This window comes from Yersinia mollaretii ATCC 43969, from assembly GCF_013282725.1.
GTDB lineage: Bacteria > Pseudomonadota > Gammaproteobacteria > Enterobacterales > Enterobacteriaceae > Yersinia > Yersinia mollaretii.
Map to the genome: position 1 here is coordinate 1,909,674 of NZ_CP054043.1, position 13,565 is coordinate 1,923,238.

Below are 13,565 nucleotides of genomic sequence, written 5' to 3' on the forward strand. Positions count from 1 at the left end.
TTTGCCATCTTGAAAGATAACTCATTCTAACATGGGCGAAGACAACAACCAGTGCCGCAGACACAGTTCGGCATTTCCGTTAAAAATGGCTATCGGCTCTTCTGTCGGGAAGTAGCACGAGGTCATGACCGCTTCACCGTGATTGATAAAGATCTCGATGCTGCAACGATCGCAAAGCAGTTGTAACTGCTGCAACTCCCCCCACCAATAGCGAGATTCTTGCAATCCCGTGCGCAGATTATGGCGGCTCAGGGTGATGCGTTCGCCATCCCAGACCAAAATCAAAGCATCACCCAATTCGAGGACAAAAGGTTCACTGATGTTGACGATGATCTCAGCACTGCTGATGGGCAGTGCCGGGGCATCTTGCGCGCGGCCTTGCCATTGTTGATGTTCGCCGCGCAGGGCGGTTAATTCACGAGCGGGCCGCTGAATTAATTTGCCCTCATCCAAGCTCAACTCGCGCGGGCAGGTCATGGTATGAATCCAGCCATAGGCAACGGTTGGGTGGTACAGCTCATCGTCATCTGGAATCCCCATCCAGCCGAAGAGCAGGCGACGGCCATCTGCGGCCAGTGTGGTTTGCGGCGCATAGAATTCAAATCCGGCATCCATTTCGTGGAAATCCTGATGGCCGAGCACGGCGTTGGCATAATCCAATTTGCCTAGCAAATAGCCCGCTTGGAAGGTATTACGATAGCACTCAGCTTCGGCGGGTATCCCTTGCGGGCAGAACATCAAAACGTCCTGCTCGCCCAAAGTGAAGAGATCGGGGCACTCCCACATGTAGCCGAATGACCCCAAGCCCCCCAGCCCGGAACCGGCGATCTCACCCAGATTTTGCCATTCATGCAGATTATCGGAGCGCAACAGCAGGACTTTGCCTTGCCGTTGCTTATCTTGCGCGCCCAGTACCATGTACCATTGGCCGTTGTGTTGCCACACTTTAGGGTCGCGAACATGACCAGTGTAACCCGCAGGCAGAGAGAGAACTGGTCCCAGCTTGTCGAATTCACCCTGTTCGTTCTCCTGCGCCAGACACTGGAAAGCGGTGCGGGAGCCGTCGGGATACTTCACATTGCCGGTGTAAATCAAGGTGATAAGATCATCAACGATCACCGCTGAACCGGAGTAGCAGCCGTGACTTTCGTACTCCTCACTGGGAACTAACGCCACTGGCTGATGCTCCCAATGCACCAGATCAGGGCTGCGCCAGTGACCCCAATACTTACTGCCGTGGCGGCAATCCAGTGGATTCCATTGATAGAACAGATGATAGTAGCCAGCATGATAAATGAATCCATTGGGATCATTTAGCAACCCGACACAGGGGGCCAGATGCCAGCTAGGGCGGTGCGGGTCTTGCGATGCGCGGATCTGACCGCGCATCACTGCCAGCGTAAGGTGTTTCAGTAAACTGGCTTCTTGCATTATTCGCTGTCCGTTTTGTATTTAAGTAGCAGAGAAATAATAAATGCAGCGCCGAAGGCAATAACCAATCCAATCAGATAGTTAATGATGGAGTTACCTTGCACGATGGCGATGCCAGGAATACCGGTTAAACCCACCGCCGTCATATTGACATGATTGGCCACCACCCATGCACCCCCTAACGCCCCGCCTGCCAGTGCTGCGAGGAAGGGTTTGATAAAGCGCAGGTTAATCCCGAAAATGGCCGCTTCGGTAATCCCCAGCATGGCAGAAAAGGCGGACGGAATAACAATGGCCTTAATCTTGGTATCACGAGTTTTAAAGTAAACCGCCAAACAGGCTCCCCCTTGTGCGACATTCGCCATGGACCAAATCGGCAGCAAGAAGTTAACGCCGATATTGGGATTCCCTAGCAAGCCTGCTTCGATAGCATGGAAGCTATGGTGGATACCAGTGATCACGATAATTGAATATAGACCGCCAAACAGCAATCCGGCGAGCCAACCAGCATGGGAAATCAGGGTGCTAAGCACCAATGAGATCCCGTCACCCAGTACGCGTCCAGCGGGGCCGATAAACAGCAGTGCGACAAAACCGGTGATAATGACCGTCAGGAATGGCGTGAGGATCAAATCCAGCGCATCCGGGATCACTTTGCGAAGGCGCTTTTCCAATAGGCTCATAAACCACACCGCCAGCAACACCGGGAACACCGTGCCCTGATAGCCGATCATCGCCACCTCCATACCAAAAAAATTCATGGTATGGAAACCGCCCGCAACGCCCCAAGCATTGGTCAGCGCGGGATGGGTCAGAATGCCGCCTAAGGTCGCGCCCAGATAGGGATTACCGCCAAACTCCTTCGCGGCGGTGAAACCAATCAAGATCGGCAAAATAATAAAGGCGGCGGAGCTGAACATATCCAGCATAATAAATAGCGCACTGTTGGCGTCTGCCCAGCCATAGGTTTTCACCATGCCGAGCAGGCCCATCAGCAGACCTGAGGCTACAATTGCCGGGATAATCGGGACAAATATGTTGGATAACAGGCGAGCAATGCGCTGGAATGGATTCAGTTTACGGGCTGCTGCATCGGCAGCTTCTGATTTACTGGATTCGTTGATGCCCGCGACTTGAATAAACTCAGCATAGACTTTATTCACCAGTCCCGTGCCGAAAATCACCTGCAATTGCCCAGCGTTACTGAAACAGCCTTTAACGCCATCAAGTTTTTCCACCGCCGATTTCTGCACCAGAGAGTCATCCGCCAGCACCAAACGCAGGCGGGTAGCGCAGTGCGCAGCACTGACAATATTCTCTTTGCCGCCAAGCAACGGGAGCAGAGCCTTTACGGTCTCATTAATATTCATTCTATCCCTCGCATATTCATTCCGCTTTCTACCTGCCGTAGGGTGTTGATGGCAGAATATCGTCGTCAGCGGATGGTTATCAAATAGGTTTCCCGCTGTGGCAGCCTACCCTCTACCTACAGCGGGGGATGGTCAGAACCAGGTTTCCATTTGGATACCAAAGTTCCATTGACCGCCAGCCGCAAAATCATTTTTACCGAAGGCATCATCCTTGGCGTAATTATCCAGATCTTGGCTCCAATCCATGTAGGTGGCGAAGAGACGTATTTCCGGGCGGCTGAAGAAGTTACTGATATCACCCGCTTTAAAGGTCGGTGCAAAGGTCAGCTTATAGAAGCCACCGCTCACTTTGTGGTAATCCTTGTAGCCCTGCGGGTCCAGATTCATGTACTGATAGCTACCTTCATAGGCCAGCGCAAAGTTCTCAGTGATTTCCTGAATCAGACGGGCATTAAAGGTGACCCACTGATATTTATCGCCCTCAACATAACGATCTTTACTTTGTTGCGCCAAGATAACAGGAGCCAGACTCCAGCTCTTGCTCAGTGCAGTTGTCCCGTAGGTAGCGAAACGCCAAGTGTCTGCGCCGCTGGTCAAATTGCCATCGGCACCAATGGATTTAACTTCAGCGCCTAAGCCATGCCCATATAACAGTGCTGTTTTTGATGTCCCGTCGCGCAGCCCATAGAAGCTGTCGCCGTGGTACGCCAACATGCTGTGGATGCCTTTATCCGCCGCATGGGTATTGATGGTTTCGCCACTGTTTTCGCGCGCTTCGTTATCTTTGGCACGCAAGCCGCTGACCATCCACTGGAATCGGCCGCCGTCGCTATAGGGAGAGAAATAGTTATTGGCGGTGAAAATATAGCTCTGAATATCGCTGTTAACATTCTCGATCTCGCCATAATTGCGGCCATACAACGAGAAGTTGCTCTTCAGACTCTCATTCCACTTGATGTCATAAATACCGCCCCCCGTACCGGCAAGAAACACGACATCGGAATCCAGCCAGTGGATATCGAAATTATCGCGATCAAAACGTTTACCGGCCCACAAGGTCGTGTCTTTGAAAATGCCATTGAAGGTCGGTAGGGTGCCCAGTTCAACAAACGCCTGACGCACATTGAGGTCGCTGCTGTCGGCGGTCCAGTCGTTATAGCTGCGCTGACCATCGGCCAGCATCACTTTGTAGCGAGTGGTCGCCCCATTATCAAGTTTCTGTTTTTTCTCAAGATTGACTTCAACATAGGTATCTGGCTCATTACCTAAACGGCCTATTGCGCCGCCAGTGCTACCGGCCGGTGAGACATAAGGGCCGCCCTGAGTGCCGGTGCCGGATGAGTTCATCAATAGCCCAGAGCGGGCATAACCGTGGAACTCAAACCCATTGTCACTGGCGGTTTTGCTCTCTAACTTCTCGGTACGTTTCGCGACCTGAACGGTTTTTTCTTCTGCCTGAAGTGTGCGAACTTCCAGTTTTTGTGCTTGTTTTTCTGCAATTTCGGCGCGAGTTTCTGCATTTTTCGCCCGTTGTTCGGCTTGTTGTAATCGCTGCTCTAATGCATTGAGGCGGGCTTCGATATCACTCTTTGGGACTGCTGAGGCGGTAGTCGTTGCACAGGAAAGAATAAGTCCTATTGATACAGCAAGATAGCTTGGTTTTATCATCATTTTTTATATCACTCGGTATGTGATTGATTGTATTTATGCTAAACAGCTAAACCGGTTTTTCATGGCTAACATACGGGCGATCCCTTGGGATTAGCAAAACATTTTGCTAACCCGATTCAGCTATTGTGATCTGCTCTACAAATTGAGTGATATGGCGCGAGAGTCAGCATATGGAAGAGATAAGCGAGATCAAAAAACGGCGTCTGGTGAGATTTCCGTGCTGGGTGTTTAGCAAAAATGTGTCGAGTGAGAAAGGGGAGCGGATACCGACCCTAAGTGGGTATCCGACTCTCTCTAGGCAGTTAGTGCTCGCGTTGTAGAAATCGCGCCAGCTCTTGCGCATTTGGCAGTGCGGTCATGGCCCCTTTGGCGCTGGTGGCTAATGCGCCGCAGGCTTGCGCCCTTTCGATCGCCAGCGTGAGATCCTGACTCAAGTGCCAATCCGGGCATTGGGCCAAGGCTGCCAGCAACCCCGCCACAAAAGCATCCCCCGCGCCAGTGGTATCTATGGGGGTGATTCTGCGGCTTGGATACTTTTTCAGGCCACGGCGGTTATGCACCCAAACGCCCTCAGCACCCAGTGTCACCAGCAGTAATTTGCAGGCATAGTCAGCCATTACCTGCTCCATGGCGGTGGCAATATCTGCATGTGGGCAGATAAAGTTCAGCTCTTCCAGCGATAATTTGACTACATCAGCCAACTGCAACGCCTGTTGCAGGCAGGGGAGTAGCTCTTGTGGTGCGCGCCAGATATCAGCACGAATATTGGGATCAAAGCTGACCCATCCGCCATCGGTTTTCATGCGCCGCATCGCCTCAAATGCCGTGCTACGGCTGGGTTCCTGGCTCAAGGCAATAGAGCAAAGATGTAACCACTGATTCGGCTTAAACTCCGGTAAATCATCGAGTTGCAGAAACAGGTCCGCGCTCGGCGTCACCATAAATGTAAAGGTGCGCTCGCCGTGCTCATCCAAATCCACTACCACTGTGGAGGTATGGTGGGCGGGGTCCAGTATCATGGCGCGGGTATCAACATTCTCTTGCTGCAATACCTGCTGCATAAAGCGGCCAAAGCTATCTTGCCCCACTCGCCCAATAAAAGCGCTTTTGCCGCCTAATCTGGCAATGCCGACAGCCACATTCGCGGGTGCCCCACCAGGGCACTTTAGGTAACTGTTTGAATTTTCTGGGACTAAATCAATGACAGCATCGCCCAAAACCCAAATGGTGTTTTCCATGATAAACCCCTATTTTCTTCAATATTACTTTCTGCTAAAAGTAGAAGAATCGGTTTAGCAAAGCAACAGAATAATGATTTATCGATAGAAACAGCAAATACCACCCTAAAAAATATTTAATCGCGACACCGAAGACAATGATTCAATTTATGAAAAGATATGGATTATCATTTACGAAGCGCACGCCGGTATGCCAGGCGAGCTGACCAGCGCGCAATATGCTACCCATCTTTTCCAATCAACTGACCCTTCGATCAGTTTGATGGCCGCCGCCGCGATATGTCATTCAAAATGCTTTCCCGCCCGCTTACCCCTTTTCCTTAATTATCGTGCTCTTAGATAAATGATAATCATTATTGTACGGGTGTTTTGGAACGTGAGTTTTATTCAAGATCTGCGCCAAGGGTATAGCTGAAATTTATCTGGATGGTGGGGGGAGTATTAGGATGGGATTAATAGCGTCACTGACCATTCTAAAATGAATTATGTCACGCTGAGAATTAGAATGATTCGCTTAAATAGATGTTTTCTGCAAACGGATGAGCCAATAATTTATTTTTGTCTATACGATGGCACGGCTTAATAACATAATGAGAGCGAAAAATAATGCCGCAGTATTAAGCTCAACCATTAGCGGTGGAAATAATAATTGAGCGACGTGCTATGCCATTTTGTCAAGGTGACGACTCAACATTTGAGAATTTCTTCCCGGCAAAAGCGACTTTATTTCGGCCATCTTTTTTAGCTCGGTAGAGTGCCTCATCTGCTGCTTTGAGTGAGGAAGCCAAATCATAGGCTTGCAGAGGGGAAATGCCCGCACTCAGTGTGACCGTTGTGGAGACTTTATGATTGAAAACATGCGGTATATCAAGCCCTAACACTCGTTGGCGCACACGCTCCGCTAATTGGCTGGCATACTCCTCACTCACATGTGTCAGTAACACCAAAAACTCCTCGCCACCATAGCGCACCACAATATCTCGTGAGCGCACGGCGTCACGAATCGCCGCCGCAACCCGCACCAGCGCTTGATCGCCCATGGTGTGACCATAGTTGTCGTTATAGGCTTTAAAATGGTCGATGTCGAGCAGCAGCACATAATGATTACCTGGGGACTGCGCTAATAGTGTCTCGAGTTTGTTCTCCAGACCCCGGCGATTATACAAACTGGTTAGGGGGTCTATCATGCTTAAATCACTGAACTTTTCTCTTTCATTATAAAGGCGTGCGACAAGTTTTCGGGTAAAGTCATCACTGCGCCGCGACATCAAATGATGTAGAGAGAAGCCAATCAGCGGCAGCATAAGAGTGAATATGATGCGGAAGATATTTTGAAAATCATCCAGAAAAATAACGGTTAATGTCGCTGGGGCTGTGTGCAGGCAAAAAGCGATAAAGTTATCAGACAGCGCAATGGTGCTGATAAAGAAAATGGTAAACAGACTCAGCAATAAGTAGTTATTTTCATTAGTACCTAGATATTCATATTTTAGAATGATCTGCCAAGCCCATAACAGGCCCAAGATAATTGAAAATAAATTCAGTTTATCCGCATATTTCTTCGAAATAAAAACCAAATAAGCGGTGGCGCAGAGACTGATCACCGTGATCATAACAATCGGCAATGTCACCGCAGGTGTTTTAGGCGATGGTAATATCATACTAAAAATAGCTGACGACGCATTAAGAAATAGAAAAAGCAGTAAAGAGAGCCGATGCTTACTTTTCAGAAGCTGATCGTAGGAGTGGCTATTCATATTCAATTCACTCTGCATAATGTCGTGCTGTCAGTAGACAAATAAACACTATCCTCATGAGGCCTATTATTCAGGCATCACGATAAATAGTTTTTCTAAGTAATTATTCTTGTTTGAATCGTTCTAATGTCGTTTTAGGAATTTTCTTAAGTAAAATTACCATTTTTGTTTCCACCTGTCATCATGATGTTTCTTCGCTGATGTCATCGCCATGCTAGCGCATGTCAACTTCATGATGCAGACTCGCAAAGAGTGATATATGATATTAGTTATCATTATCACTTGAGTGGCCGTTATTATGATTACCACCAGATTAGCTGCTTACCGTTCGTGGGAGATTCGTGGGTTATTGAGCCGTGGCATGTCCAGTGGCTGGGGAATATTGCTCCCTTTTGCGTTGTTACCGCTGCTGGAATGGGCTGACATCACTGTCGGTCAGTTGCGAGTCGTGATAGTGCTCGCGATGCTGGCAACCGTTAGCATGCTGTATCACGCTCGGTTACGGCATTTTCTTTTGCTGCCCTCTTGTTTGGCGCTATTAGGGGGGATGGCCGCAATAATGATGCACAATGGCATAAGCGAACTGTTTTTCTGAATACGAGTTATTTTTTGAATAAGAGAGAACGAGATGACGATGGGGGAAGTATGAAGAGAGAAGAATTTGAAATCATCGTGGTGCGAAGGGAGGGACTTGAACCCTCACGTCCGTAAGAACACTAACACCTGAAGCTAGCGCGTCTACCAATTCCGCCACCATCGCCCAAATGATTTCTTACTGCTTATCCGCTAATTTTGCCTAGCATGATATTTTTAGATTTATATCACCAGCTTGGTGCGAAGGGAGGGACTTGAACCCTCACGTCCGTAAGAACACTAACACCTGAAGCTAGCGCGTCTACCAATTCCGCCACCATCGCATGTGCTGTGCAATATAAATCTGTACTGCTGGCTGTATAAGAAAATCATGTTTGGTGCGAAGGGAGGGACTTGAACCCTCACGTCCGTAAGAACACTAACACCTGAAGCTAGCGCGTCTACCAATTCCGCCACCATCGCGTACCGGAAACATGACTTTTTTGATGCAACCACGGGGGCGAATTCTAGAGATTTTCGCGTTCAGGTCAATACTTATTTCCCCTTAGCGGGACGTTTGTTGTAAAAAGCACCATATGTTGTTCAATTGATTTGATTTCTGGCTTGTTTTTCGTTTTGTTGCCCTAAGCAACCGCTTTCATGGCAGCTTGCTCGGCGGTGGCGGGTAATGGGCAAATAGCGTGATCAGCCAGTCGATCAGCACTCTGACTCTAGGGGCCAGAAAACGACCCGGCGGAAACATAATAAACAGTGGCATCGCGGGCGGAGGGCAGTGGGGTAAGACCTCAATCAGCTCCCCCTGCGCTAATTGAGACTGAATACCTTGTGTTGGCGCTTGAATCAGCCCCAAACCCGCCACCCCTGCGGCAATATAGGCATCAGCACCATTGACACTCAAGATGCTGGGCAACTCCCGCGTTTCCACCTTGCCTTGAACAGTAAATTCCAGTGGATAGTCACGCTGAGTTAGCTGCGAAAAATATCCCACCGCCTGATGCCCCGCCAAATCGTCCAGTGATACCGGTACGCCATATTTCGCCAAATAAGCCGGTGACGCGCAGGTTATCTGGGGTTGCTGACCAATATTGCGCACCGCTAATTGTTCATCATGGGGTAACCAAGCTCGCAACACGCAATCAACCCCTTCGCGCATCAAATCGATCGTGCTGTCATTGGCACCAAGAATCAGTGTGATGTTGGGATAGCGCTGATAAAAGTCACTCAGTGCCGGAATTACGACATTGCGCGCCAGCGAGTGGGGCATATCGATGCGCACTTTCCCCTCGGGTTGTAGCCGCTGGTGGCTAAAGAGTGAGTCCGCCTCTTCAAATGCCGACAGCAATTGCAGGCAGCGCTGGTAGTACAGCGTGCCTTCGGCGGTGATATTCACTTGGCGGGTGGTGCGCACCAGTAAACGCACGCCGAGTCGTTGCTCCAGCCGTTTTAAGGTGTGGCTGACCGTGGCACGCGGCAATTGCAGTTTTTCCGCTGCCCGGCTGAAACTGCCCAACTCAACAATACGGACAAAAATCCGCATGGCTTGAATTTGATCCATGATGAGGCCCGCCTATTGTTGGTGTTTTTTGAACAGTGATGAGTAATCTGCATTATTTATCTTTCTCCGCGAAACAACCACACTTTCTTCCGACATCACTCATCGGGAGTATCACAATGCAACAACGTCAATTAGGGTTGAATGGCCCGCATGTCTCGGCACTGGGCCTTGGCTGCATGGGAATGAGCGATTTTTACTCCACCAATCAAGACAGTAACGAGTCCATCGCGACCCTCCATCGTGCGCTGGAGCTGGGTGTGACCCTGCTTGATACGGCGGATATGTATGGCCCCTTTACCAATGAGGAGTTGGTGGGGCGGGCGATTAAGGGCAAGCGAGATCAGGTCTTTTTAGCCACCAAGTTCGGCATTGTGCGTGACCCGGCAGATCCGACAGTGCGTGGCGTCAGCAGCCGGCCAGACTATATCCGACAGTCGGTTGACGGCAGTTTGAAGCGGCTGGGTGTTGAGGTGATTGACCTTTATTACCAGCATCGTGGTGACCCTACGGTGCCGGTTGAAGAGGTAATTGGCACACTGGCTGATTTGGTCACGGCGGGTAAAATCCGTTATATCGGTCTGAGCGAGGTGTCGGCGGCGACATTAGAAAGGGCGCATCAGGTGCACCCGATTACTGCGGTGCAGAGTGAATACTCATTGTGGACGCGAGATGCAGAAACATCCGTCTTGGCGGCCTGCGAACGATTAGGTGTTGGGTTTGTCGCCTACAGCCCATTAGGACGTGGTTTCCTGACGGGCGCGATTCGCAGTCCAGAGGATTTGGCTACCGATGATTTTCGTCGCCATAATCCCCGTTTTCAGGGCGATAACTTTGTACTGAATCTGGCGTTAGCCGATACAGTGACAAAAATGGCGCAAGATAAGGGGGTTAAACCGTCGCAACTGGCACTGGCGTGGGTATTGGCGCAGGGGAAACATATTGTGCCGATTCCAGGAACCAAACGTCGCGCCTATTTGGAAGAGAACCTGGCAGCATTAGCGGTAGTGCTCAGCCCGCAAGAGTTGGCAGCACTGGATGCAGTGTTCCCGTTCCATGCCGCAGCAGGTGAACGCTACGGCGCGGAAGGGATGGTCTATCTTAACGCCTGATCTTAACGCTTTTTCTTCGCGTCTCGTGGCGCACGACCGACGGTTGCCTGATACACCTTAAAACGGCCATTCTGCGCCAGCACTTCATGGCTGCCAAATGCGGCATCCAGCAGAGCAGGGTAAGGCAAGAAGGAGTTCGCCACGATACGCAATTTACCGCCCACATGCAGGTGTGCGGTTGCACCACGGATCAGCATTTCAGCCGCAGTCAGGCTGGTTTGAATCCCATCATGGAAAGGGGGGTTCGAAATAATCATCTCGAAGCGGCCCTTGATGTCGGAATAGACATTGCTGGCAATCACTTGCGCCTCGATATTATTCGCCGCCAGTGTTGCTCGGCTGGCTTCGATCGCTGCCGCAGAGACATCACTCAGGGTCCATTTGATTTTTGGCGATTGTTGCGCCAAAACAGAGGCCAGCACACCCGCACCACAACCGACATCCAACACGCTGCCTTTAAACGGCTCGCTGAAGGTGGACAGCAACAAGTGACTGCCGGAATCCAGTGAGTCGCGGCTGAATACGCCCGGCAAGGTTTTCACGGTCACATCGCCCACCTGATAGCTTTCCCACCAAGCGTCGGCATCAAATTCGGGCTGTTTATCTAGGCGGCCATGATACAACCCGCAACGGCGAGCGCTGTCTATCTTGGTCAATTGCGCGAAATCAGACAGCATCTCTTCTGCGCTGCGCACACCACTGCGGTTTTCACCCACCACAAAGATATCGGTGCCGACAGGCAATAAGGAGAGCAGATTCGCCAGTTGGAATTGGGCTTCCTGCTTACTTTTGGGCCAGTAATAGATCAGCGTGTCGCAGGTCGCGACGATTTCAGGTGTCGCCAAAAGCCCGAATTGCACATTCTCTTCCAGCGTATTGCTCAGTAATTGCCAGTGGTGATATTGATTGGAGTGAACCCGTACCCCGGCGGCATCAAATTGTGCTGGCAGCGCATCTTGCAAGTCACCGGCAAACAACACATGGCGGGCTATAAATTCATCACTATGGCGCAGTATTACTTCACTGGCTGGGGTTAATGCTGACATCAGTCTTTGGCTCCTCAATAATATGATCGGGGATTATAGAGGTTTGTTGGCTCAACCTCTATTTTTGTATTTTTTAAACAAAAGAAAGATAATACGAACGCGACAAATTGTTGCATTTTGCGCTCTTGTGCTACATTATGGCGCTGTGTGTTATCTGCCCGTGAATGGGGGCGTTTACACAACGAAAAGTGCAGCTACGCACGTTAAAAATTGCGCAAAGAGGAGTAAAACGATGGCAATCAGTATTCGTCTGGATGAGGATTTTGTCACTGACGTTAAAATTCACGCAGAAGCATCAAGCCGCAGCGTGCCAAAGCAGATCGAGCACTGGGCAAAGATTGGTCGCATCGCTGAGGATAACCCTGATCTGCCTTACAGCTTTATTCTGGAAACCTTACTGGCGAAGAGCGAAGTCGAGAATAAGAAGGTGTCACGTTATGTCAGAAGAACCAAACGGACAGAAGATTGATATCTATGAAAGTAGCCGTTTCGCTAAAGCGCTGAGTCGGCTTTCTGAACAGCAGCTTATTGCTGTTGAAGATCAAATTGAGCTCATCATTACCCAGCCAGAAATCGGTGAACTAAAAAGAGGTGACCTGAGTTATCTTCGGGTACATAAGTTCCAACTCAATAATCAACTGACCTTGTTGGGCTACAGTTGGGTCGAACAGAAAATTGAACTGTATCTTTTGAGTCTCAGCTCCCATGAGAATTTTTATCAGGAGCAAAAGCGCTTACGTAAAGTGGACCTGAAACTGATTAGCTAAATATATTTAGCATGAATATGCCTAAGGCGAGCCTGATAAACAGAGGTTTGTTGGCGCATGTACGATGGGTTTGCTAGCATAGCATCGAAATTCGGGTCGCTCTGACAGGAAATGGCATGGCATCGAGACGAGACTTGCTGTTGCAACAGCTTGGCATTACGCAGTGGACATTGCGCCGCCCGGCCGTCTTGCAGGGTGAGATTGCAGTGCGTTTACCTGAAGATACTCGCCTGTTGATCGTGGCACAGACGCCCCCTGAGCAGGATGACCCGCTGTTGTGCGATGTGTTGCGCAGCTTAGGGCTGACTCCTCGTCAGGCTTATGTGCTGACACCGGATCAGGTAGCCATGCTGCCAGCGGATACGCAGTGCAACAGTTGGCGATTGGGCATCAGTGAACCGCTTGCGGTCGCGGGTGCGCAGTTACACAGCCCGGCATTGGCCGGACTTTATCAAGACGCGAGCGCGAAGCGCGCACTTTGGCAGCAGATTTGTCATCATGAAGCAGATTTCTATCCTGACGCCAGCCGATCTGGCCACAGCGTACCAAATTGAGCAAGCCAGCCACGCTTTCCCGTGGACGGAAAAAACCTTAGCCAGCAATCAGGGCGAGCGCTACCTCAATCTTAAATTGAGTGTCGAGCAGAAAATGGTCGGTTTCGCCATCACCCAAATCGTATTGGATGAAGCCACGCTGTTTAATATTGCCATTGATCCGCAGTATCAGCGTCAGGGCTATGGTCGCTTACTGCTTGAGCACCTGATCGCCGAGCTAGAAACACGCAATATCGTGACACTCTGGCTCGAAGTTCGGGCCTCAAACGCAGGCGCTATTGCTCTGTATGAGAGTCTGGGTTTTAGCGAGGTTTCGGTGCGTCGCAACTATTATCCGAGTGCCAATGGGCGTGAAGATGCCATCATGATGGCGTTACCGATGGGATAGCGCTGTTTTGCCGATGATTCTGTCTTGAATAAATTGTCTATCTCGCATAAATCAGGGAAAATACCGCGCTATAACCACTTATACC

At 50.0% G+C, this 13,565-nt stretch carries 13 protein-coding genes and 3 tRNA genes; 6 read left to right on the forward strand and 10 right to left on the reverse strand.

Going from position 1 to position 13,565, the window contains the following annotated elements; all coding sequences use genetic code 11:
• Positions 1-21: 21 nt before the first annotated feature.
• The 5 genes from HRD69_RS08515 to HRD69_RS08535 all read right to left on the reverse strand — a co-directional run bounded on the left by HRD69_RS08515 (position 22) and on the right by HRD69_RS08535 (position 7,485).
• The gene (locus HRD69_RS08515; RefSeq protein ID WP_004876091.1) at positions 22-1,431 is read right to left on the reverse strand and encodes a glycoside hydrolase family 32 protein; all 1,410 of its coding nucleotides are present in this window, start codon (positions 1,429-1,431) and stop codon (positions 22-24) included.
• Positions 1,431-2,801: a sucrose-specific PTS transporter subunit IIBC gene (locus tag HRD69_RS08520; RefSeq protein ID WP_032815031.1), complete on the reverse strand. Its 1,371-nt coding sequence runs from the start codon at positions 2,799-2,801 to the stop codon at positions 1,431-1,433. The genes HRD69_RS08515 and HRD69_RS08520 overlap by 1 nt, the downstream gene beginning before the upstream one ends.
• A gap of 132 nt (positions 2,802-2,933) precedes the next feature.
• On the reverse strand, positions 2,934-4,472 hold the full coding sequence (locus HRD69_RS08525) for a carbohydrate porin (protein WP_004876090.1): 1,539 nt from the start codon (positions 4,470-4,472) through the stop codon (positions 2,934-2,936).
• Positions 4,473-4,774: 302 nt separating this feature from the next.
• Positions 4,775-5,710 (reverse strand): aminoimidazole riboside kinase, encoded by a 936-nt coding sequence (locus HRD69_RS08530; protein WP_004876088.1) that lies wholly within the window; start codon positions 5,708-5,710, stop codon positions 4,775-4,777.
• Positions 5,711-6,384: 674 nt separating this feature from the next.
• On the reverse strand, positions 6,385-7,485 hold the full coding sequence (locus HRD69_RS08535) for a GGDEF domain-containing protein (RefSeq protein WP_004876087.1): 1,101 nt from the start codon (positions 7,483-7,485) through the stop codon (positions 6,385-6,387).
• A 280-nt stretch (positions 7,486-7,765) separates the two neighbouring features.
• Between HRD69_RS08535 and HRD69_RS08540 the strand changes: the two genes are divergently transcribed.
• Positions 7,766-8,062: a DUF1435 family protein gene (locus tag HRD69_RS08540; protein WP_032815037.1), complete on the forward strand. Its 297-nt coding sequence runs from the start codon at positions 7,766-7,768 to the stop codon at positions 8,060-8,062.
• A 78-nt stretch (positions 8,063-8,140) separates the two neighbouring features.
• On the opposite strand, the gene HRD69_RS08545 is transcribed toward HRD69_RS08540, so the two are convergent.
• From HRD69_RS08545 to HRD69_RS08560, 4 genes are all read right to left on the reverse strand, one after another.
• Positions 8,141-8,227: transfer RNA gene (locus HRD69_RS08545), tRNA-Leu, on the reverse strand.
• 70 nt (positions 8,228-8,297) lie between these two features.
• A tRNA-Leu gene (locus tag HRD69_RS08550) sits at positions 8,298-8,384 on the reverse strand.
• 52 nt (positions 8,385-8,436) lie between these two features.
• A tRNA-Leu gene (locus HRD69_RS08555) sits at positions 8,437-8,523 on the reverse strand.
• A 175-nt stretch (positions 8,524-8,698) separates the two neighbouring features.
• Positions 8,699-9,616: a LysR family transcriptional regulator gene (locus HRD69_RS08560; protein WP_004876085.1), complete on the reverse strand. Its 918-nt coding sequence runs from the start codon at positions 9,614-9,616 to the stop codon at positions 8,699-8,701.
• A gap of 116 nt (positions 9,617-9,732) precedes the next feature.
• On the opposite strand from HRD69_RS08560, the gene HRD69_RS08565 reads away from it, so the two are divergent.
• Positions 9,733-10,725, forward strand: coding sequence for an aldo/keto reductase (locus HRD69_RS08565; protein WP_004876084.1), 993 nt, complete (start codon positions 9,733-9,735; stop codon positions 10,723-10,725).
• Between the two features lie 2 nt (positions 10,726-10,727).
• Here HRD69_RS08565 and rsmC read toward each other — a convergent pair whose 3' ends face one another.
• Positions 10,728-11,771 (reverse strand): 16S rRNA (guanine(1207)-N(2))-methyltransferase RsmC, encoded by a 1,044-nt coding sequence (gene rsmC / locus HRD69_RS08570; RefSeq protein WP_004876083.1) that lies wholly within the window; start codon positions 11,769-11,771, stop codon positions 10,728-10,730.
• A gap of 232 nt (positions 11,772-12,003) precedes the next feature.
• Here rsmC and HRD69_RS08575 point away from each other — a divergent pair, with 232 nt between their 5' ends.
• The 4 genes from HRD69_RS08575 to rimI all read left to right on the forward strand — a co-directional run bounded on the left by HRD69_RS08575 (position 12,004) and on the right by rimI (position 13,480).
• Positions 12,004-12,240, forward strand: a complete 237-nt coding sequence (locus HRD69_RS08575) for a TA system antitoxin ParD family protein (protein WP_032815030.1) — start codon at positions 12,004-12,006, stop codon at positions 12,238-12,240.
• Positions 12,209-12,538, forward strand: coding sequence for a type II toxin-antitoxin system RelE/ParE family toxin (locus tag HRD69_RS08580; RefSeq protein ID WP_004876082.1), 330 nt, complete (start codon positions 12,209-12,211; stop codon positions 12,536-12,538). The genes HRD69_RS08575 and HRD69_RS08580 overlap by 32 nt, the downstream gene beginning before the upstream one ends.
• 116 nt (positions 12,539-12,654) lie before the next feature.
• Positions 12,655-13,092, forward strand: coding sequence for a DNA polymerase III subunit psi (locus tag HRD69_RS20505; protein ID WP_032815028.1), 438 nt, complete (start codon positions 12,655-12,657; stop codon positions 13,090-13,092).
• Positions 13,037-13,480 carry a ribosomal protein S18-alanine N-acetyltransferase gene (gene rimI / locus HRD69_RS08585; RefSeq protein ID WP_032815027.1) on the forward strand — a complete coding sequence of 148 codons (444 nt, stop codon included), beginning with the start codon at positions 13,037-13,039 and terminating at the stop codon, positions 13,478-13,480. The genes HRD69_RS20505 and rimI overlap by 56 nt, the downstream gene beginning before the upstream one ends.
• Positions 13,481-13,565: the final 85 nt, after the last annotated feature.